Origin of the sequence: Rhodococcus erythropolis R138 (genome assembly GCF_000696675.2) — a bacterium.
GTDB lineage: Bacteria > Actinomycetota > Actinomycetes > Mycobacteriales > Mycobacteriaceae > Rhodococcus_F > Rhodococcus_F erythropolis.
Genome location: NZ_CP007255.1, coordinates 4,769,656 through 4,789,212, shown reverse-complemented (window position 1 = coordinate 4,789,212; position 19,557 = coordinate 4,769,656). Strand labels below are relative to the sequence as shown.

Below are 19,557 nucleotides of genomic sequence, written 5' to 3'. Positions count from 1 at the left end.
TTCCACTCGTGAAAAGATCGGAACCATGTCGACCCCTGCAGAACAGAAGCCCACCGCAAAGCCTCGCGTGCTTTCCGGAATCCAGCCGACGTCGGATTCTTTCCACCTCGGCAACTACCTGGGTGCGCTGCAGCAGTGGGTTCCGTTGCAGGACGATTTCGACGCTTTCTACTTCATTCCGGATCTTCATGCCATCACGGTGACGCAGGACCCGAAGGAATTGCGTCGTCGCACCAAGGTTGCGGTGGCTCAGCTTCTTGCGGTGGGGATCGATCCGGATCGGGCGACGCTGTTCGTACAGAGTCAGGTTCCCGAGCACGCACAGTTGGCGTGGGTCCTGAACTGCATCACCGGTTTCGGTGAAGCCAGCCGTATGACGCAGTTCAAGGACAAGTCCGCCAAGCAAGGCAGCGACAACGCCAGTGTCGGTTTGTTCACGTATCCGGTTCTGATGGCCGCGGACATCCTTCTGTACCGCCCGCAGCGAGTTCCGGTGGGTGAGGATCAGCGTCAGCACCTCGAACTCGCACGCGATCTGGCCGGCCGGTTCAACACCCGCTACGGCAAGGCGTTCGTTGTTCCCGAGCCGCAGATCATCAAGGGCACGGCAAAGATCTACGACCTGCAGGATCCAACCGCCAAGATGAGCAAGTCCGCCGCCAGTGCGGCCGGACTGATCAATCTGCTCGACGATCCGAAGGTGTCGGCAAAGAAGATCAAGTCGGCCGTCACCGACAACGAGCGCGAGATTCGTTTCGACCCGCAGGCCAAGCCGGGCGTCAGCAACCTGCTCACCATTCAGTCGGCTCTCTCGGGAGTACCGATCGAGACTCTGGTGGCCGGTTACGAGGGCAAGGGGTACGGCGACCTCAAGACCGATACCGCTGATGTGTTGACCGAGTTCGTCACCCCACTCAAGGCGAAGGTCGACGGTTACCTTGCCGACGAGGCAGAGCTGGATCGCATCATCGCGGCTGGAGCGCACCGCGCCCGTGAGGTGTCTTCACGCACTCTCGCCGCTGTCTATGACAAGGTCGGATTCCTGGCACCGAAGGGCTGACTTACGCGAATTCGGACTCACGACGCCTGACCGAACATGAGGGGGACGGCAATGGCTGACACGGACGACGACGCACCGAGCTTTCTCGAGAAGCAACGAGCAGCGCGACCCTGGCTCGATCATCTGGTTCGCGCCGCAGGACGTTTCCAAGAGCAAAAGGGCGATTACTACGCTGCGGGAATCACGTACTTCAGTGTTCTCGCATTGATTCCGATCATGATGGTCGCGTTTGCAGTGGCCGGTTTCGTATTGGCCGGGCATCCCGAGTACCTGGAGTCGATTCAGGAGCAGATCACCAAGAGCATTCCGGGCAGCTTGGGTGACACCATCAACACGCTGATCGATTCGGCTATCGACTCGCGCGCGAGCGTCGGAATCTTCGGTCTCCTGGGTGCCGCCTACGCGGGTCTCGGTTGGATGGCAAATGTTCGCGACGCGCTGACGGCGATGTGGGAGAGCAAGCGCGAGCCGAAGGGTTTCGTTCGTACCAAACTCGGTGACGCAGGGGCCCTCATCGGTCTGGCTCTCGCCATGGTCGTCTCACTGGGAATGTCGGCGCTGAGCAGCGGGCCGGTTGCGACTCAGATCGTGAAATGGCTCAACCTCGAGAACATCACCGGTGTCGGTGTGGGGCTCAGAGTCGTTTCACTGTTGCTCTCACTCCTGGCGACGTGGGCGGTGTTCCTGTGGGTGATTGCCCGGCTACCGCGCGAGCCTGTCACGCTGCGGAGCGCCGCGCAGGCAGCGCTTATCGCCGCGGTCGTATTCGAGATCTTCAAGCAGGTCGGTGCGATCTACCTCGCGGCCGTCACCAGTGGCCCGGCGGGCGTGGCATTCGGCCCGATCATCGGTTTGCTCGTGTTCGTGTTCACTGCGTCGAGGATGCTGCTGTTCTGCACGGCGTGGGCGGCGACGACAAAGGAAAGTATGGCTCTGGCCTTCGTTCCGCCGCCGGATCCGGCCGTGATCTCGCCGCGAATCGTTGTCAGTGACGGAGCTTCACCGTCTCGCGTGGCTGCGTTGATCGCCACGGGTGCGGTTGCCGGCCTGGGTCTTTCGGGCTTCATGCGCCGTCGGCCGCGCTAGCGCCTTCGACGGTTCAGGGCAACGGCTCCCGCCACCAGCGCGATCACCACAACTCCACCGACAGCACCGATGAGGATGCGGTCAGTGGTGTCCGACTCGGTGTCGGTAGCAGTGGGTGCTGCCGAGATCGAGCCTGGTGCAGCGGCAGACGGTGTGCGAGTGACATCGGGCGTGGCATCGTCGGTCGATCGGTCCGTCAACGAGCCGACGGTTGTGCTCGCGGGGAGTGCATATCCGTAGTCGAGTAGACGGGCAGCCTGCTCCCACGGACGGATCGGCTTGGCTTCGCCGCCCATCAATGTCACCAGTAGTTTCCGGCCGTTGCGCTCCGCAGCACCGACGTACGTGTGGCGGGCGTCGTCGGTGAAGCCGGTCTTGCCGCCCAATGCGCCGTCGTAGTTGTAGAGCAACTGATTGTCGTTCGCGAGAGTGAATCCGGGGCGGTCCTGATCGTCAGGAATCGTCGGATCTTTCGGGAAGCCGGGAAACTCGACGGTTTCGGTATGGATCAGTCCGGCAAACGTCGGATTCTGGAGGGCTGTATGGAAGATTACGGCCAGGTCGTACGGTGAGCTGCTCATCCCCGGGCCGTCGAGTCCGGATGGAGTTGCCGTGCGAGTGTCGAGGGCGCCGAGTTCGGCCGCGAGCGCGTTCATCTTCGACACGGCTGCAGCGTCACCGCCGAGTTGGCGGGCAAGAGCGTGCGCGGCATCGTTTCCCGACGCCATGACCAGACCCTGCATCAGTTGCCGGTTGGTGTACTTGCCGCCCTTGCCGATGCCGACAGCGCTACCTTCAGCGTCCGCATCTTCGGCAGTTGCGGTGATTTCGGTGTCGAGATCGAGTTCGTCGAGAGCGACGAGAGCCAACAGCATCTTGATGGTGCTGGCCGGTCGGTAGCGACCGTGCGGATCTTTCGCGGCGAGGACCTCACCGGTTTCGGCGTCCGCGAGTACCCATCCGGATGCCGCGATGTCGGCCGGGAGCGGGGGAGCGCCGTCAGGAAGTACGACGCCACACTCGCCGAGCTTGTCTCCACCGACGGGGCTTTCCGGAATCGGGACAGCAGTCGGGGCCGTGGATCCGGGCGCAGGTGCTTCGGAGAGATCGATCGCCGGCGCCGGGCTACTCGTGAACGGGCAGCTGTCGGTGTTGGGTGTTGTGAACGGTGCCTCGGTGGTGGTGGTGGGCGGCGGCGGGGCCGGTTGGGCGCCGGCCACTCCCGAGGTCCCTACGACACCGGTAAACGCAATGCTCCCTGAGAGCACTGTTCCGGCCACTGCCACTGCACACTTTCGACGCCACATCATCGATATACGAGGGTATGCGAACGTGAGGGAACGTCCGAATCGCCACGCAAGCAGAGGGATCGAAAACAGGCGATTCGGTTTGTACATCGGTCATAGTGGACGATCGCCGCTGATGAGTTCCACCACCACGCAGAGTCTGTAACAGTGGGGTAGTCGACTACTCGAATGGCGCACACGCACTGACGACAGGGGATCGGTATGGGCAAGATCGTGGTGACAGAATTCGTGTCTTTGGACATGGTCATGGAAGCGCCCGGTGGCGAACCGGGTTATGCGCACACTGGATGGGTCTTTCCGTACCAGGAGGGCGATCAGATGAAGTTCAAACTCGACGAAACCCTCGCCGCGGACGTGCTTCTACTCGGTCGACGGACCTACGAGAGCTTCGCCGGTGCCTGGCCTGAGCGCGAAGACGACCAAGGCTTTGCGGACAAGATGAACGAGATGCCCAAGTACGTCGTCACGAGTTCGACGGAGCCGCTCGAATGGAACAACTCGACGGCGCTCACCGACCCCATCGAGGAATCCGTTCCGAAGCTTAAGGAACAGATCGACGGCGAAATCCTGGTCGCGGGAAGTCGGACGCTCGTCCACGCGTTGTTGCTGGCCGGTCTGGTCGATGAGCTTCGTCTGATGGTCTTCCCGGTCATTCTCGGGTCCGGCGGGAGAGTGTTCCCCGAATCGGCCGACAAGATCGACCTCGAGTTGAAGGACGATCGTCGGTACGAATCCGGAGTTCAGGTGCTGACGTACCACCCCACGGTCGCGTAGACCTCTCGAAAACATCTGTGGCCGAGCCTCTTCGAGAGTCTCGGCCACAGATGTCTTGCCGGCTAACTGTTCTCGGGGAAGCCGAGGTTGATACCGCCGTGGCTGGGGTCGAGCCAGCGACTGGTGACGGCTTTACCTCGCGTGAAGAAATGAACACCTTCTGTCCCGTGAGCGTGGGTGTCACCGAAGAGGCTGTTCTTCCAGCCGCCGAAGCTGTAGTAGGCCATGGGAACCGGGATGGGGACGTTGATGCCGATCATGCCGACCTCCACCTCGTTCTGGAAGCGTCGGGCAGCGCCGCCGTCGTTGGTGAAGATGGCGGTGCCGTTTCCGTACGGGTTGTTGTTGATCAGTTCGAGGGCTTGGTCGTAGGTATCGACGCGCACGACGGAGAGAACTGGCCCGAAGATTTCGTCGGTGTAGATCGACATGTCGGTGGTGACGTGGTCGATGAGGGTGGGTCCAAGCCAGAAGCCGTCCGGTCCACCATCGGCCTGGACTGTACGTCCGTCGACCACGATGGTGGCGCCGTCCTTCTCGCCTGCATCGACGTATGAGGCGACCTTGTCGCGGTGGGCCTTGGTGACGAGCGGACCCATGTCGGAGTTCTTGGTGCCGTCACCGGTGACGAGGGGAGTGGTGCGCTCGACGATCTTGGCGACCAGTTCGTCGGCGATGTCGCCGACTGCGACCAGGGCGGAGATCGCCATGCATCGTTCGCCCGCGGAGCCGAATCCCGCGTTGACCATTGCGTCGGCGGCGAGGTCGAGGTCGGCGTCCGGCAGAACGATGGCGTGGTTCTTGGCGCCGCCGAGTGCTTGCACGCGTTTGCCGTTGGCGGTGCCGGTGGCATAGACGTACTGGGCGATGGGGGTGGATCCGACAAACGAAATCGCTTTGACTGCTTTGTTTTCCAGAAGTTCGTCGACGGCGAGCTTGTCACCTTGGAGGACGTTGAAGACGCCGGGGGGCAGACCGGCTTCGGCCCAGAGTTCGGCGAGCCAGATCGCCGCGGTGGGGTCCTTCTCCGAGGGTTTGAGAATCACGGTGTTCCCGGCGGCGATGGCAACCGGGAAGAACCACATCGGGACCATCGCGGGAAAGTTGAAGGGGGAGATGATGCCTACGGGGCCGAGGGGTTGGCGGATGGAGTAGACGTCGACCTTGGTCGATGCATTCTCGGTGTATCCGCCCTTGAGGAGATGCGGTATTCCGCAGGCGAATTCGACTACTTCTTGTCCGCGGCTGATTTCGCCGAGGGCGTCGGAGAGAACCTTGCCGTGCTCGGCTGTGATGATCTCGGCGAGTTCACCTTTGCGAGCGTTGAGGAGTTCGCGGAAGCTGAACAGTATCTGTGTGCGACGGGCCAGGGAGGTGTCACGCCAGGTGGGGAAGGCCGCCGCAGCAGCGTCGATGACGGTGCGAGCGTCCTCGAGGTTCGCCAGGGCGAGTCGGCCGGTGATCTGTCCGGTGGCGGGGTTGGTGACGGGGGCGGTGTTCTCGGATGTTCCGGCGAACGACTTGCCGTCCAACCAGTGCGCGATGACACGAGTATCAGTGCTGGTCATGGTATTTCCTAGTGGTCTGGTGGCTCAGGAGTTCGGGGAGGTGTACTTGGCGACATAGTCGTTCATCGTCTCGCGCTGGTACCGGGAAACCTCGTGTGCGTTTTCGTTCTCGGCGAAGACGCTCGACACCATCACGGTGTTGTCACGATCGTAGAAGCCGAGTTTGCCGAGGCCGCCGAAGAATTCGTCCCAGTTGACGTCTCCGTCCCCGATTTTGAGGTGTTGATGCACTCGAACGGCATTGCCTGGCGGATTGGTGATGTAGCGAAGTCCGTGGGAACGGTGATGATCCATGGTGTCTGCCACATGTACGAGACGGACCATGTCGCCGGCGGCCTCCATGATGGCGGGAAGGTCCCCACCCATGTGGAATTGGTGGCACGCCACGATCACCATGCCGAGGTTCTTGGAGTTCACGCCACGGATCGTGCGGATCGCGGCAAGTCCGTCTTCGACAAAATCGTCCGGGTGCGGGTCGATCAGGACGTCGATCCCCTCGCGTTCGATGATCGGAAGCAGTTCCTCCATCGAACGATAGAACGCACGCTCGGACTCTTCGGCCTTCTCAGGGCGGCCGGAGAATTCGGTGTTCATGACGTTGACACCGAGATCGACCGTGATCTGGATGGCCCGCTTCCAGTAACGCACTGCTGCTTCGCGAGCGTCCTCGTCCGGGCCGGACCACCGAAGGACCGGGAGCAGCGACGCGATGCCGACTCCCGCACTCGCGCAGGCCTTCCGGAACTCGGTGACGAGCGCGTCGTCGGCTTTCGGGTGATTGAAGAACGGGATCATGTCGACGTGCGGTGTGAGCTGCAGGTACTCGTACCCGAGATCGGCAACAACTCGGGGAAGCTCCAGCAGCGAGTAATCGTGATGGAACGGGGTGGGATCGAGTGCGACCTTCATCGCTACGCCCCGGCCACAGAGTCGCGCGCAACCATGTCCACGACGACGCGCTGACCCGTCTCCAGAGACTTCACGCCAGCGGCGCAGACAGCGGCCGCGGCGTACCCGTCCCAGGCGCCTGGTCCGTCGATGTAGTTGCCGGTGCCGGCGCCCGTCTTCACTGCCTTGATCCACCGGGCGAACTCGGTGTCGTATGCCTGCCCGAAGCGTTCGCGGAATCCTGGGGTGATCTGCCCACCCCAGTTGCCGGGCTTGGTCTTTCGGATCAGTCCCACGTCGAGTCCGATCATCGCGCTTCCGAGTTCGCCGACAACTTCGGTGCGCACCTCGTAGGCAACTCCGGTGGTGACAAACACCTCGGCGTCGACGTGTCTACCGGACTCGGTCTCGAATATAGCGATCTGTGGGTCTTGAATGCCCTCGGGAGCAAGCGAATTCGCAGACGGCCGAATTATCTGCACCGAAGTGATCTCTTCGTCGAGCAGGAATCGCGTCACGTCGACCTCGTGGACGAGTGAGTCCTTGACGATCATCGCGCTGTCGAAGCCATTCGGGACCGCAGGATTGCGGTGCGCGCAGTGCACAACGAGAGGGCGACCGAGATCGCCGCTGTCGATCAAATCCTTGAGCTGGGTGTATTCGTGGTCGAACCGGCGCATGAAACCGACCTGGATCAGTTTCTTTCCCAGCGCTGCTTCGGCTTTGACGATCGCCAGCGAACTGTCCGCGTCGGTGGTCAGCGGCTTCTCGCAGAGAACCGGCTTGCCTGCTTCGAGGCAGGCAAGTACCTGCTTCTCATGGGTCGGGCCCGGGGTTGCGAGCACAACGGCGTCGACGTCCTCGGCTGCGATGGCATCGAACGGATCGACGACGACGCGTGACCCCGGCGTCAATGCTGAGATTTCCTCGGCGCGGGCAAGAGAGTAGTCGTTGACGACAGTGACTCGGGCACCGCCGACTTTGTTGGTGATGCGGTCGACGTGATCGGCCCCCATGATGCCGACGCCGAGCACTGCGATCCGGAGATCCTGGTTGTCAGACATGCGGTGGTACTCCTCGATTGTGTTGCTCAGCTGAAACGGACGGCGGGAACGCCACAGGTGGACAGGTATTTCTGAGTGCGCTGTGCGATGGGCAGCGGTGTGTCGGGATGGCAGGGATACATGTCCTGCTCGACGATCGCGAACACGTCGATGCCGAGCTTCTCGATGGCCTCCAGAAGCGGCGGCATGTCCGGTATTCCGCGCGGTGGTTCGATCATCGCGCCGAGTTTGACGGCTTCGCCGAACGGCAGGTCCTCCGCCTCCACCTTGGCGACGATCGCCGGATCCACCTGCTTGAGGTGCAGGTACCCGATGCGCTCCGGATGCTTGTTGATGATGGCCAGGTTGTCGCCGCCGCAGTAGCTGATGTGGCCGGTATCGAGGCACAGGTTCACGAAACGCTCGTCTGTACCTTCGAGGAACTTGTAGACGTTGTCCTCGATATCGACATGGCTGTCGGCATGAGGGTGGTACTGCGCCATGACGCCGTACTCCTCGAGCATCGCCTTGCCGAGAGCGTTCATGCCGTCGGTTTTCTTGCGCCACTGCTCGGGAGTCAGATTTCGATCTTCGAGTACCACTCCGGTGGAAGGATCGCGCCACATCTCGGGGATGACCACTACGTGCTTGCCGCCGACGGCTGCGGTCAACTTGGCGACGTCCTTGACCTGATTCCAGACGGCATCCCAGGAATCGTCCTGGTGCAGGTGTTCGAAAACGGTACCGGCCGAAAGCTTGAGGCCGCGTGCTCCGAGTTCGTCAGTCAGCTCGGCTGGATCGGTCGGAAGGTATCCGAACGGACCGAGTTCGATCCATTCATATCCCGACGCGGACACCTCGTCGAGGAATCGCGTGTACGGGGTCTGCTGAGGGTCGTCCGGAAACCACACACCCCAGGAGTCGGGGGCTGATCCGACGCGAATCGCGCTCATGTCTAGATTCCTTTCGCGGGCAGGCTTTTTGGGGTGTGGCTGTGCGGAATTTTCATTCGGATGGACGTAGATACGGTCGCTGGATCTTCTTCCAGGACTCGTAGGTTGTCCGGGCGTTCTTGGTCGATTCCAGTTCGGAAGTAGCTGATACCGGTACGTCCCACCATGATTCGCTGTCCGGGGCGCCGATCAGCGGATCGGTTTCGACGTGGATGACCGTGCTGGTGTCGCTTGCTTTGGCGACTTTGATCGCGTCGGCGAACTCGGCGGCGGTGTTGGCGCGGATGACGTCGACACCGAGGCTGGCGGCGTTCGCGGCCAGATCGACCGGGAGAACACCTCCGTCGAGACGTCCGTCATTCGAGCGGTAGCGGTACTGCGTGCCGAAGCGCTGGGAACCCAGCGACTCGGACAGCGAACCGATGGAGGCAAATCCGTGATTCTGCACCAGGACGACGATGACCTTGAGGCGTTCCTGTACGGCGGTGACCAATTCGGTGGCCATCATCAGATAGGAACCGTCGCCGACCATCACGAACACGTCGCGATCGGGGCACGCCATGCGGACGCCTAGACCGCCGGCAACTTCGTATCCCATGCACGAGTACCCGTATTCGACGTGATACCCCTTGGGATCACGGGTTCGCCACAGCTTGTGGAGGTCACCTGGCATGGACCCGGCAGCGCACACGACGACGTCACGTGGATCGGACAACGTGTTGACCAGGCCGATGACCTGATTCTGATTCAGTGAGCCGTCAGCCGCGGGTTCGGCTGGGTTGTAGACGGATTCGACGATCGCATCCCAATTGCGGGCGAGTTCACCGATCCTGGACGCGTATTCGTCGTCCACCCGGTAGTCGTTCAGTGCAAGTGCCAGCGCGTCGAGTGCCTCACGTGCGTCGGCGACAACACTGACTCCGCCCTGCTTCACGGAGTCCAGTGAAGCGACGTTGATGTTGACGAAGCGAACGTCGGGATTGGTGAATGCGGTGCGGGACGCGCTCGTGAAATCGCTGTACCGCGTGCCGATTCCGATGACGACGTCCGCCTCGGTGGCCAGTGCGTTTGCAGCCGTAGTGCCGGTGGACCCCACCGCCCCGACGGATTGTGGATGGTCGTAGACCAATGAACCCTTGCCGGCCTGGCTCTGCCCCACGGGGATTCCGGTCTGCGCGCAGAACGCTGCCAGAGAGTCGGTGGCCTGGCTGTAGATCACGCCGCCGCCGGCGACGATCAGTGGCTTGCGAGCCGAGCGGATGATCGCGGCGGCGCGTTCGATCACCGATCGCTCGGGGAGCGGGCGGGCCACGTGCCACACCCGTTCGGCGAAGAAAGACTCGGGCCAGTCGAATGCCTCGGCCTGCACGTCCTGCGGGATGGCGATGGTGACTGCGCCGGTCTCGACGGGATCAGTGAGAACGCGCATCCCGGCGAGCAGAGCGCTCGGCAACTGCTCCGGGCGCCATACCCGATCGAAGTATCGTGAGACCGGCTTGAAAGCGTCGTTGACTGTGACGTCGCCGCTCGACGGGAGTTCGAGTTCCTGCAAGACGGGGGCACTGGCGCGGGTCGCGAAAGTGTCTGCGGGAAGGAGTAATACAGGTAGACGGTTGATGGTGGCCAGCGCCGCGCCGGTGATCATATTGGTGGCACCGGGGCCGACGCTGGACGAGACTGCCCACGTCTGCAGGCGGTCCTTCATGCGGGCGTGCGCGACAGCCGAGTGCACCATCGCCTGTTCATTGCGGCCGAGCACGTAGGGGAGTGTCGGCTCACGGCCGGCGTCGAGATCCTGGATCTCGGCCTGCAAGAGTGCCTGCCCCAGTCCGGCGACGTTGCCGTGCCCGAAGATTCCGAAGCAGCCGGCGAACAGCTTGGTGCGCTGGCCATCGCGTTCGGTGTACTGGTTGGCGAGGAAGCGGACGACAGCTTGAGAAACGGTGAGGTGTACGGTCGGCTCGTCGCGAGGTAGACGATTGCCGGTTGCGTTGTTGGTGGGTGCCACAGCTTTCACTTCCGTCAGTTGTGGGACTGCAACGGCAGTCGAGGGTCGATGTCCTGGTGATCCCAGCTTCCACGCAGCCAGGTGTGTTGCGGATCGTCACAGATGTTCCACGCCCGGATCTCGCCCGAACCTGCCATGACATTGAGGTAGTACATGTGGTGGCCCGGCGCTGCGATGGACGGGCCGTGATAGCCGTGCGGCACGAGGACGACGTCGCCTGAGCGGACTTCCTCGAGCACCTCGATAGGTCTCTCGGCGGTTCCGTACACGCGGTGGTAGCCGAAACCTTCGGTCCCGGTGGGGCTTCGGTCGATCTCGAAGTAGTAGATCTCTTCCAGAGCCGATTCGACGTCGCTGTTCTCGTCGTGCTTGTGGCTGGGATACGACGACCAGTTCCCGCCGGGGGTGATGACCTCACACGCGATGATGGAGTCTGCCTCGAAAGTGTCTGCGGTGGCGAAGTTGTGAACCTGCCGGCTGCAATTACCGGCACCTCGGAGTTCGACGGCAACTCCCGACACCGGGCCGTAGCGATGGGGCAGCTTGGCTCCGGCGCGCGCTCCGCACAGGGCGAAGCGGCCTCCACCTGCGCTGGCCACTGTGTAGTCGGAATCGCGTCCTATGTAGGCGAAGTCGCTCGGTCCGTCGAAGACCGACGTGCGGCCGGTCAGGGCGATCTCCGTCCCCTCGGCAACTATCACGGCCGAACCCGACAGTGGAACGACGACTATCTCGTTCTCGCCGGACTGCAGGTGGACGCTCGCGCCGGGGGCGAGTTCGAGTGTCCACAAGCTGGATTCGGCCCACCCGGCGGACTCCGGCGTGACCACTGTCGTGAAATCACCGTCGGCGGACGATCCGGCGGGGACGTAGTACTTGCTGAACATCTTGCTCCTGCCAGGTCGGTTCTAGTGGACGAGCTTGACTGCGGTGTCGACGGCCGCGGTCACGTCGCCGTCCGGTGGGTAGAGCAGCGCGCGCCCGACGATCAGTCCGCGCACGGACGGCAGCTGAAGGGCAGCGCCCCACTTCGCGTACGTTTCTTCCGGCGCGATCTGCGGATCGCCGCCCAGGAGGAGCGTCGGGAGGGTGGTCGCATCCATGACGCGTTCCATCTCGTCGACGACCGGCAGTTTCATCCACGTATACGCCGAGGTGGAGCCGAGACCTTGGGAGATGTGGATGGACTTGATGACGGCGTCGGGGCTGAGATCGTTGACCACCTTGCCGTTGACGCGACTGGAGAGGAACGGCTCGAGCATCGCGATCAGTCCGGCCGCGGCCAGTTCGTCAACGGCCTCGGCACATGCCGTCATGGTGGGCAGGGTGCCCGCGTCGTCGAGGGCGATGCGCAGCAGCATCTTTCCGCCGTTCATTCCGAACTTCGCGGTGCCCGCCGCGGTATATCCGGTCATGCGGTCGTCGAGTTCGAAGCTCGCGCCCGCCAGGCCGCCGCGGTTCATCGACGAGAAGACGACCTTGTCCTCGAGGGCCCCGAGGAGGAGCAGATCGTCGAGAATGTCCGCGGTACCGAGAACGCCGTCGACTCCGGGATTGTCGAGCGCCGTGCGTAATCTGTCGAGCAGATCGGTACGACTGTTCATCGCTGTCGGCTTGCCGCCGACAGACAATGCCCCACGCGCTGGGTGATCGGCAGCGACGATCATCAGTCGTCCGTTGCCTCGAACGGTGGCGCGAGGAGTGCGTGCTGCCCAGGCCTTTTCGATGATCTGCGGATCGCTCGCACGCAGTTCCGTCACGTCGGCGTAGGTGGTGGCGAGGGGGCGGGCGGCGAGCTTGTCAGACATTGACTGCCTCCGTGGCTGTGGCTTCGGCGAGATCGTGGACTTCTTCAGCGGTTGGCATCGCAGTGGAGCATTCGAGCCGAGATGCGACTATGGCACCGGCCGCGTTGGCATAGCGCAGTACCTTCTCCAGTGGCCACCCGGCCAACAGTCCGTGGCACAGTGACCCGCCGAAGCTGTCGCCGGCACCCAGCCCGTTGACCACGTCGACGGCGTTGGGCGGCACGGTGATCGATTGCTTTCGTGTTTTGCCGAGGACACCCTTCGGGCCCTGCTTCACGATGGCCAGTTCGACTCCGAGGTCGAGAAGCGCGTCGGCGGCCTTGTTCGGATTGGTCTCACCGACCGCGATCTCGCACTCTTCGCGGTTTCCGACGGCTACCGTCACGTGCGCGAGAGCGCGCTGCACCTGAGTGGTCGCTTCTTGGGGTGTCGACCAGAACATCGGGCGGTAGTCCAGATCGAGGACCGTCAGCGGGCGTCGTTCGCGGGCTTCCCAGGCAGCGAAGTGTGCACTGCGACTCGGTTCTTCGGACAGCCCCGTCACAGTCGACCAGTAGAGGGACGCTCCTCGAACGGCGTCGAGGTCGATATCTTCCGGGGTGATCCGAAGATCGGGCGCATGCGGCTTGCGGTAGAAGTACAGCGGGAAGTCGTCAGGGGGGAAGATCTCGCAGAACGTCACCGGTGTCGGGTACTCGGAATTGGTGACGACAAACCTGTTGTCGACGCCCAGACGTGCCAACTCGCGTGTGACGAACTTTCCGAAGGGATCGCTGCCTACGCCGGAGATCAGTGCTGCTCGCCGGCCGAGGCGTGCAGCAGCCACCGAGACGTTTGCCGCGCTGCCGCCGAGAAACTTGCCGAAGGTCTCGACGTCTTCGAGTCCGACACCGGTTTGAAGTGGGTAGATGTCCACCCCCGATCGGCCGATGGCAAGCACGTCGAATGGTGCGTCAGGGATGTGTGACCCGCTCTGGTGAGTGTTGATGCTTGTCAAGACTGACTCCCGAGAGTTCGTGGTGGGCTGCCCGCGCAGGGCACCGTTGTATGACTGAAACTGTGCGCCGCGACACAGCGATTGTCAATAGTTTGTCTGGACATTATGACTTGCGGTCAAGTGAATGTTAGTGTTCGCATACACTGCCGAGAGAAGTAGCGTCGATACGGCGCCTTCCCAAGACAGATCGGAGTTGACCGTGGTCGCAGCACTCGCCGTCGAGTTGGACCGCTCGAGCCCGGTGCCGCTGTATTTTCAGCTGGCCCAGGCAATCGAGGGCGCTATTCTCGGTGGCGAACTTGCCCCAGGTGATCGCTTCGAGAACGAACTGGCGTTGGCCAAACGGCTCAATCTCTCACGTCCGACCACTCGACGTGCGATCCAGGAACTGGTGGACAAGGGCCTACTTGTTCGTAAGCGGGGAGTCGGAACTCAGGTGGTGCAAAGTCCGGTGCACCGCCCGGTCGAGCTCACCAGCCTGTTCGACGACCTTGCGAGGGCAGGCCAAGCGCCGACGACCAAGCTGCTCGAGTTCACGGTGGGAGTTCCCGCCGAGGACGTTGCCGCGGAACTCAACCTCGAACCTGACGCCGAAGTGGCCACCATCAGGCGTCTGCGAAGCACCAACGGCGAACCGCTTGCAGTGATGACCAACTACATTCCGGTGGACATCGCCCCCGATCCCGAGGAGTTGGAGACGCAAGGGCTGTACCAAACCTTGCGAACTCGCGGCGTTCACATCCGTGTGGCGCGGCAGCGAATCGGCGCTCGGGCGGCGACTCGCGAAGAAGCAGGATTGCTCGACGAGAAAGTGGGTGCTGCCCTCTTGACCATGAGCCGCACTGCATTTGACGATTCAGGTAGTGCCGTCGAGTACGGCAGCCACTGCTACCGAGCGTCGCGTTACTACTTCGACACCACCGTGGTCGACCGCTAGATCTCGATCCCGGTGACACGAGTACCCGCCTGACCGAGTCAGTGGGGGTGATTTGTGATCCCAGCATTTCTGCGATCCTTCGATCATTTGAGCCGAACGGAGCCTCATGACAGGCATTTCAGTAGCAGTTGCCGGATTCGGATGGATGGGCCGCGTCCACACGCAGGCGTATCTGCGTCTGCGGCAACACTATCCCCAGCTTCCCGTGATCCGCCTGGCCGTCGTCGCCGACGAGGTGCCTGGCCGAGGGGAGGAAGCGGCGGACCAATTCGGTTTCGAAGCTTTCACCCAGGACTGGCGCGATATCGCAGCCGATCCGGCCATCGACGCGGTGAGCATCACGGCCCCGAACTTCTTGCACCGTGAAATCGGCGTCGCAATGGCAGAAGCCGGCAAACACATCTGGATCGAGAAGCCCGTCGGCTTGTCCACGGAAGACGCCAAAGCTGTTGCCGCAGCAGTCTCGAAGGCCGGTGTGCAGTCGACCGTCGGCTTCAACTACCGAAACGCGCCGGCTGTAGCCCTGGCAAAAAGCCTGATCGACTCAGGGGAGTTGGGCACGATCACGCACTCGCGGTTTCGTTTCCTCAGCGACTATGCGGCCCACCCTGAAGGCGCTTTGAGTTGGCGATACGAGCGTGAGCGCGGCGGCGCCGGCGTCCTGGGCGACTTGGCTTCGCACGGCATCGATCTGATTCGTCATCTTCTCGGTGACGTCGACGCTCTCGTTGCTGATACTGCGATCTTCATCCCGGAGCGTGCGCGTCCGTCCGCCGCTACCAGTGGACATGCCCGAGCCAGCGGCGGGGAGATGGGAGCTGTCGAGAACGAAGACTTCGTCAGCGCACTGCTGCGGCTCGGCTCGGGCGGCCGCTGCACCCTCGAAGCGTGCCGCGTCGCCGTGGGAGAGCAGAACAACTACGGATTCGAGATTCACGGTACGAAGGGTGCCGTGTTCTGGGACTACCGCCGGATGGGTGAACTGGGCACCAGCCTCGGCTCGAAGTATCAGGACCAATCCGTCACGACGGTTTTGGTCGGCCCCGAGTCGGGAGAGTTCGGCCGCTTCCAGCCCGGCGCGGCCAACGCCATGGGTTATGACGACCTGAAGGTCATCGAGGCTCGCAATTTCGTCTCCTCGATCGTGGACGGAGCGCCGCAGGGCGCGACCATCGCTGATGCTGTCGCGTCGGCGCAGGCTCTGGACGCGATGGTTGCCTCGGTCTCCTCCGGTGGCTGGATTTCTCTCGGCTGATCGAGAATTGCTCCGAAAGGCTCTGGCGCAGTGACATTTCCCCGCGGACTGGCGTTGCTGGTGGCAGCAGCACTGTTCATGGAGATGCTCGATGCGACGATTCTCGCAACCGCACTGCCGTCGATCGCCCAATCCTTCGGAGTTGACGCCGTCGACGTCAATGTCGCCGTTTCTTCGTATCTCCTGGTGTTGGCCGTCCTGATCCCGGCGAGCGGATGGATGGCCGACAGGTTCGGAACGCGACGTGTCTTCATCTCTGCCATAGCCGTTTTCACGGTGGCGTCGGTGGGATGTGCACTGAGCACGTCCCTCCCGATGCTGGTGGGAATGCGCGCACTACAAGGGGTAGGCGGCGCCATGATGGTGCCGGTAGGGCGGCTCGCAGTATTGCGGGTGACGTCGAAGGCGGAACTCGTACGGGCTATCGCTTACTTGACGTGGCCGGCGCTCACAGCGCCGGTTCTTGCGCCCGCTGTGGGTGGAGCCATCGTGTCGATCGCTTCGTGGCGCTGGATCTTTCTGATCAACGTTCCGATCGGGATCGTCGGGTTTCTGCTGGCATTGCGCATGGTGCCCGACATTCGGCAAACGCAGAAACCGAGCCTTGACTGGCTGGGATTGGTGGTGATCGGAGCAGGCGTCGCAGTGCTTGTGGTGGCGCTCGACAGCGTGCACAGTGCCGGAACCGACTGGCTACGAGTGGGCCTCGGGATCATTGCGGCTCTGATCTTGTTGAGCTTGGCCGTCATTCACCTCGTCCGGTCGGATCATCCGCTCATCGCGCTCGGCGTCCTCCGACTTCGATCGTTTCGGCTCGTCGCGTCGAGCGGCTCGCTGTACCGGCTCGTGATCATGGGCGTGCCGTTTGTGCTGCCGTTGTTGTTCCAAGTGGGATTCGGAATGTCGGCGTTCAAGGCCGGTCTGCTGGTGATGGCTCTGTTCGCGGGGAATATCGCGATCAAACCGCTCACCACTCCGCTCATGCGCAGATTCGGGATCAGACGAGTTCTGGTGGGAAACGGAGTTCTGTCCGTGGTGTGCTTCGGTGCGCTGGTACTGATCTCGTCGACGACACCGGACGTCGTTATCGCTGTCGCACTGTTTGTCAGTGGCGCGTTGCGATCCATCGGGTTCACCGCGTACAACAGCTTGGCGTTCGCCGACGTCGACTCGGGTGAGCTGACCGATGCAAATACTCTGCATGCAACGCTGCAAGAGTTGGCATCCGGTCTGGGTATTGCACTGTCCGCGTTGGTGATCACGCTCTGCACACCGTTGGCGGAGTCGGAGGATCTGAGCGGCGGAGTGCCGTTTTCTCTGACGCTGGGTGTTCTCGGGGCCATGCTGGTGCCGACGGTGATCGAGAGTTGGCGGCTCCCACGCGATACAGGTGCTGTGGTGGTGGTGCGCCGATGATGAAGCGTCTTCCGCCACCTTCATCATAACGCGGGACCCGGGGCTTGCGGCAAGGCCCCGGTGATGGTGCACACTCGTCTGCTGCGAGCAAGCAAAAGCCTTGCCCGAAGGAGGGGATCGCATGAGTGACGTCATCATTGTCGGTGCTGGACCAACTGGATTGATGCTGGCAGGTGAGCTCCGGCTACAGGGCGTCGATGTCGTCGTCGTGGACAAGGACGAGGAGCCGACTCAGTTCGTCCGTGCCCTCGGCATCCATGTGCGCAGCATCGAAATCATGGAGCAGCGCGGGTTGCTGGACAAGTTCCTCGCGCACGGCCGCAAGTATCCGCTCGGTGGATTCTTCGCGGGGATCAGCAAGCCGGCACCCGCGCACCTTGATACTGCGCACGGGTACGTACTGGGCATACCTCAGCCCGAGATCGACAGGATTCTTGCCGAACATGCCACCGAAGTCGGCGCGGAAATTCAGCGAGGGAAGCGTGTCGTCGCAATCCGTCAAGACGCCGACAAGGTCACAGCGGAATTGTCCGACGGCACAACACTTCACGCGCGTTACCTCGTGGGCTGCGACGGCGGCCGCAGCACTGTGCGAAAGCTGATCGATGTCGGGTTTCCCGGCGAGCCGTCGAGTGCCGACACGTTGATCGGCGAAATGGACGTGACCATGCCGGCTGATGAACTGGCCGCCGTTGTCGCCGAAATCCGGGAAACGCACAAACGATTCGGAGTCGGTCCCGCCGGCAATGGTGCTTTTCGTGTCGTGGTCCCTGCAGCCGAAGTTGCCGACGGTCGCGCAACACCGACCACCCTCGACGACATCAAACAACAGCTACTGGCCATTGCCGGTACCGACTTCGGTGTGCACTCGCCGCGGTGGCTCTCGCGCTTCGGCGACGCCACCCGTCTGGCGGAGCACTACCGGCGCGACCGGGTGTTTCTCGCCGGCGACGCCGCACACATCCACCCACCGATGGGCGGTCAAGGTCTCAATCTCGGTGTGCAGGACGCCTTCAACCTCGGCTGGAAGCTCGCCGCCGAGATCAACGGCTGGGCACCGGAGGGCCTGCTCGACACGTACGAATCGGAACGGCGTCCGGTGGCTGCCGACGTGCTGGACAACACGCGCGCCCAGGCCGAGTTGATCTCCACCGCTGCCGGACCACAAGCGGTGCGGCGCTTGATCTCCGAGCTGATGGAATTCGAAGACGTCAAGCGCTATTTGACCGAGAAGATCACTGCGATCTCGATTCGCTACGACTTCGGCGAAGGCGACGACCTACTCGGTCGGAGGCTGCGGAACATCGCGTTGACGCGCGGCAACCTGTACGACCTGATGCGATCCGGCCGCGGACTTCTTCTCGACCAGGGTGGCCAACTGTCCGTCGATGGTTGGAGCGATCGCGCCGACCATATCGTTGACACAAGCACTGAATTGGAAGCTCCGGCTGTCCTGCTTCGGCCGGATGGTCATGTGGCATGGGTCGGGGATACACAGGCGGAGTTGGATACTCAGCTGTCCACATGGTTCGGCCGGTCGGCGAGGGACCGCGCGTGACGCTTCGATTTCGGTAACCGAGCACCGTGACACCTCGGGTGCACTACCGTTGCCGTTTATGGGACAAGGATTGGGGCAGATCGCGCCCGCGGCCTTGATCGCCGTCGGAGTGCTGATACTCACGGGCTGCACGACCAATGTCGATGTGCCGAAGACATTTGCTGCCACATTGACGGTGACCGGTCAGGCAGAGCAAGTCGAGGCCGGCTCTGGAGAGTGCGTGATCGACTCGATCCGTGTCGCTCCGAACGACCAGATTCAAATTTTCGGGGGCAGTGGCGCTGCGTCCGTCAGGTCGACACTCGAGGTCGAGGCAATCGATCAACTTCCTGACGGAATGAGCACGTGCTCCTACACCGCACATTTTGATGCCGTCCCCGCAAACCAGAAAAACTACGAGGTGAGCTTGGGCCGCTTTTCCCCGAAGTCGTTCAGCTCGGACGAGTTGGAAAACGGTGTCACCTATCAACTGCGCCGGCCCTGACCGAACCAGTTCTCCCTCACCCGAATTCTCGAACAGTAGCGATCCCTGTACTGCACGTCGAAAAAACCCATACAGCATGTTGTATCCGGCGCGACTTTCAGTCAGCGTGCTTGGCGGTCCCTTCGCCTCCCCGCTGCCGAGCCCTACCGGGATTGATGTGGAGCCGAACACCCTCATAGGTGACTGTGTACGGCACATCGTCATCGTTGTCCGGGTCGCCGGAGTCCGCAGGATCCGGCAGTTCCGCGATCTGTTCGATGACCGTCTGTGCTCGCGCCGCACCAGGATCGAACATTTCCTGAAACGGCCCCACGAACGAGCCACCGAGTCCGCGGCGCTTCGCCCGAACAGCCGCCCACCCGAACGTCGCCAACGGGCCGATCATGGCGAACAGCACTAACAAGTCCCACCCCAT

The 19,557-nt window shown here is 62.4% G+C and carries 18 protein-coding genes; 8 read left to right on the top strand and 10 right to left on the bottom strand.

Annotation, left to right across the window (positions count from 1 at the left end; all coding sequences use genetic code 11):
- The first annotated feature begins 25 nt into the window (after nucleotides 1-25).
- Together trpS and yhjD are read left to right on the top strand one after the other, a co-directional pair.
- Entirely contained in the window at nucleotides 26-1,060 is a 1,035-nt protein-coding gene (trpS, locus tag H351_RS21980) for a tryptophan--tRNA ligase (protein ID WP_003941025.1), read from the top strand.
- A gap of 51 nt (nucleotides 1,061-1,111) precedes the next feature.
- A complete protein-coding gene (yhjD, locus tag H351_RS21975; RefSeq protein ID WP_020969131.1) occupies nucleotides 1,112-2,146 on the top strand; it encodes an inner membrane protein YhjD in 1,035 nt (344 codons plus the stop codon).
- On the opposite strand, the gene H351_RS21970 is transcribed toward yhjD, so the two are convergent.
- On the bottom strand, nucleotides 2,143-3,456 hold the full coding sequence (locus H351_RS21970; RefSeq protein ID WP_029254980.1) for a D-alanyl-D-alanine carboxypeptidase family protein: 1,314 nt from the start codon (nucleotides 3,454-3,456) through the stop codon (nucleotides 2,143-2,145). The two genes, yhjD and H351_RS21970, sit on opposite strands and share 4 nt — an antisense overlap.
- 198 nt (nucleotides 3,457-3,654) lie before the next feature.
- Here H351_RS21970 and H351_RS21965 point away from each other — a divergent pair, with 198 nt between their 5' ends.
- Nucleotides 3,655-4,227, top strand: a complete 573-nt coding sequence (locus H351_RS21965; RefSeq protein ID WP_029254981.1) for a dihydrofolate reductase family protein — start codon at nucleotides 3,655-3,657, stop codon at nucleotides 4,225-4,227.
- A 62-nt stretch (nucleotides 4,228-4,289) separates the two neighbouring features.
- Here the strand turns inward: H351_RS21965 and H351_RS21960 are convergent, their stop codons facing one another.
- From H351_RS21960 to iolC, 8 genes are read right to left on the bottom strand one after another with little or no spacing between them, the layout of a single operon-like run.
- Nucleotides 4,290-5,795: a CoA-acylating methylmalonate-semialdehyde dehydrogenase gene (locus H351_RS21960; protein WP_029254982.1), complete on the bottom strand. Its 1,506-nt coding sequence runs from the start codon at nucleotides 5,793-5,795 to the stop codon at nucleotides 4,290-4,292.
- A gap of 24 nt (nucleotides 5,796-5,819) precedes the next feature.
- Complete coding sequence (locus H351_RS21955) at nucleotides 5,820-6,704, bottom strand: sugar phosphate isomerase/epimerase family protein (RefSeq protein WP_029254983.1); 885 nt, start codon at nucleotides 6,702-6,704, stop codon at nucleotides 5,820-5,822.
- 2 nt (nucleotides 6,705-6,706) lie between these two features.
- Nucleotides 6,707-7,747 (bottom strand): Gfo/Idh/MocA family protein, encoded by a 1,041-nt coding sequence (locus H351_RS21950; protein WP_029254984.1) that lies wholly within the window; start codon nucleotides 7,745-7,747, stop codon nucleotides 6,707-6,709.
- A 26-nt stretch (nucleotides 7,748-7,773) separates the two neighbouring features.
- A complete protein-coding gene (locus H351_RS21945) occupies nucleotides 7,774-8,679 on the bottom strand; it encodes a sugar phosphate isomerase/epimerase family protein (protein WP_029254985.1) in 906 nt (301 codons plus the stop codon).
- 52 nt (nucleotides 8,680-8,731) lie between these two features.
- Nucleotides 8,732-10,687 carry a 3D-(3,5/4)-trihydroxycyclohexane-1,2-dione acylhydrolase (decyclizing) gene (gene iolD, locus H351_RS21940; RefSeq protein ID WP_029254986.1) on the bottom strand — a complete coding sequence of 652 codons (1,956 nt, stop codon included), beginning with the start codon at nucleotides 10,685-10,687 and terminating at the stop codon, nucleotides 8,732-8,734.
- A 14-nt stretch (nucleotides 10,688-10,701) separates the two neighbouring features.
- Nucleotides 10,702-11,574: a 5-deoxy-glucuronate isomerase gene (iolB, locus tag H351_RS21935; RefSeq protein ID WP_029254987.1), complete on the bottom strand. Its 873-nt coding sequence runs from the start codon at nucleotides 11,572-11,574 to the stop codon at nucleotides 10,702-10,704.
- A 21-nt stretch (nucleotides 11,575-11,595) separates the two neighbouring features.
- Nucleotides 11,596-12,495 (bottom strand): Cgl0159 family (beta/alpha)8-fold protein, encoded by a 900-nt coding sequence (locus H351_RS21930; protein ID WP_020907000.1) that lies wholly within the window; start codon nucleotides 12,493-12,495, stop codon nucleotides 11,596-11,598.
- The gene (iolC, locus tag H351_RS21925; protein ID WP_020969140.1) at nucleotides 12,488-13,492 is read right to left on the bottom strand and encodes a 5-dehydro-2-deoxygluconokinase; all 1,005 of its coding nucleotides are present in this window, start codon (nucleotides 13,490-13,492) and stop codon (nucleotides 12,488-12,490) included. The genes H351_RS21930 and iolC overlap by 8 nt, the downstream gene beginning before the upstream one ends.
- Before the next feature lie 199 nt (nucleotides 13,493-13,691).
- On the opposite strand from iolC, the gene H351_RS21920 reads away from it, so the two are divergent.
- The 5 genes from H351_RS21920 to H351_RS21900 all read left to right on the top strand — a co-directional run bounded on the left by H351_RS21920 (nucleotide 13,692) and on the right by H351_RS21900 (nucleotide 19,142).
- Complete coding sequence (locus H351_RS21920) at nucleotides 13,692-14,429, top strand: GntR family transcriptional regulator (RefSeq protein WP_003941006.1); 738 nt, start codon at nucleotides 13,692-13,694, stop codon at nucleotides 14,427-14,429.
- A 106-nt stretch (nucleotides 14,430-14,535) separates the two neighbouring features.
- Entirely contained in the window at nucleotides 14,536-15,684 is a 1,149-nt protein-coding gene (locus H351_RS21915) for a Gfo/Idh/MocA family protein (RefSeq protein WP_020969141.1), read from the top strand.
- A gap of 30 nt (nucleotides 15,685-15,714) precedes the next feature.
- Nucleotides 15,715-17,100 (top strand): MFS transporter, encoded by a 1,386-nt coding sequence (locus H351_RS21910; protein ID WP_081051178.1) that lies wholly within the window; start codon nucleotides 15,715-15,717, stop codon nucleotides 17,098-17,100.
- 121 nt (nucleotides 17,101-17,221) lie between these two features.
- Complete coding sequence (gene iri, locus H351_RS21905) at nucleotides 17,222-18,658, top strand: rifampin monooxygenase Iri (protein ID WP_029254989.1); 1,437 nt, start codon at nucleotides 17,222-17,224, stop codon at nucleotides 18,656-18,658.
- A gap of 58 nt (nucleotides 18,659-18,716) precedes the next feature.
- Complete coding sequence (locus H351_RS21900; protein ID WP_029254990.1) at nucleotides 18,717-19,142, top strand: hypothetical protein; 426 nt, start codon at nucleotides 18,717-18,719, stop codon at nucleotides 19,140-19,142.
- A 97-nt stretch (nucleotides 19,143-19,239) separates the two neighbouring features.
- Here the strand turns inward: H351_RS21900 and H351_RS21895 are convergent, their stop codons facing one another.
- On the bottom strand, nucleotides 19,240-19,557 hold the full coding sequence (locus H351_RS21895; protein ID WP_037119347.1) for a hypothetical protein: 318 nt from the start codon (nucleotides 19,555-19,557) through the stop codon (nucleotides 19,240-19,242).

Coding starts and splice junctions, on each gene's coding strand:
- trpS (WP_003941025.1), top strand. CDS start 26: ATGTCGACCCCTGCAGAACAGAAGCCCACCGCAAAGCCTCGCGTGCTT.
- yhjD (WP_020969131.1), top strand. CDS start 1,112: ATGGCTGACACGGACGACGACGCACCGAGCTTTCTCGAGAAGCAACGA.
- H351_RS21970 (WP_029254980.1), bottom strand. CDS start 3,456: ATGATGTGGCGTCGAAAGTGTGCAGTGGCAGTGGCCGGAACAGTGCTC.
- H351_RS21965 (WP_029254981.1), top strand. CDS start 3,655: ATGGGCAAGATCGTGGTGACAGAATTCGTGTCTTTGGACATGGTCATG.
- H351_RS21960 (WP_029254982.1), bottom strand. CDS start 5,795: ATGACCAGCACTGATACTCGTGTCATCGCGCACTGGTTGGACGGCAAG.
- H351_RS21955 (WP_029254983.1), bottom strand. CDS start 6,704: ATGAAGGTCGCACTCGATCCCACCCCGTTCCATCACGATTACTCGCTG.
- H351_RS21950 (WP_029254984.1), bottom strand. CDS start 7,747: ATGTCTGACAACCAGGATCTCCGGATCGCAGTGCTCGGCGTCGGCATC.
- H351_RS21945 (WP_029254985.1), bottom strand. CDS start 8,679: ATGAGCGCGATTCGCGTCGGATCAGCCCCCGACTCCTGGGGTGTGTGG.
- iolB (WP_029254987.1), bottom strand. CDS start 11,574: ATGTTCAGCAAGTACTACGTCCCCGCCGGATCGTCCGCCGACGGTGAT.
- H351_RS21930 (WP_020907000.1), bottom strand. CDS start 12,495: ATGTCTGACAAGCTCGCCGCCCGCCCCCTCGCCACCACCTACGCCGAC.
- H351_RS21915 (WP_020969141.1), top strand. CDS start 14,536: ATGACAGGCATTTCAGTAGCAGTTGCCGGATTCGGATGGATGGGCCGC.
- iri (WP_029254989.1), top strand. CDS start 17,222: ATGAGTGACGTCATCATTGTCGGTGCTGGACCAACTGGATTGATGCTG.
- H351_RS21900 (WP_029254990.1), top strand. CDS start 18,717: ATGGGACAAGGATTGGGGCAGATCGCGCCCGCGGCCTTGATCGCCGTC.
- H351_RS21895 (WP_037119347.1), bottom strand. CDS start 19,557: ATGGGGTGGGACTTGTTAGTGCTGTTCGCCATGATCGGCCCGTTGGCG.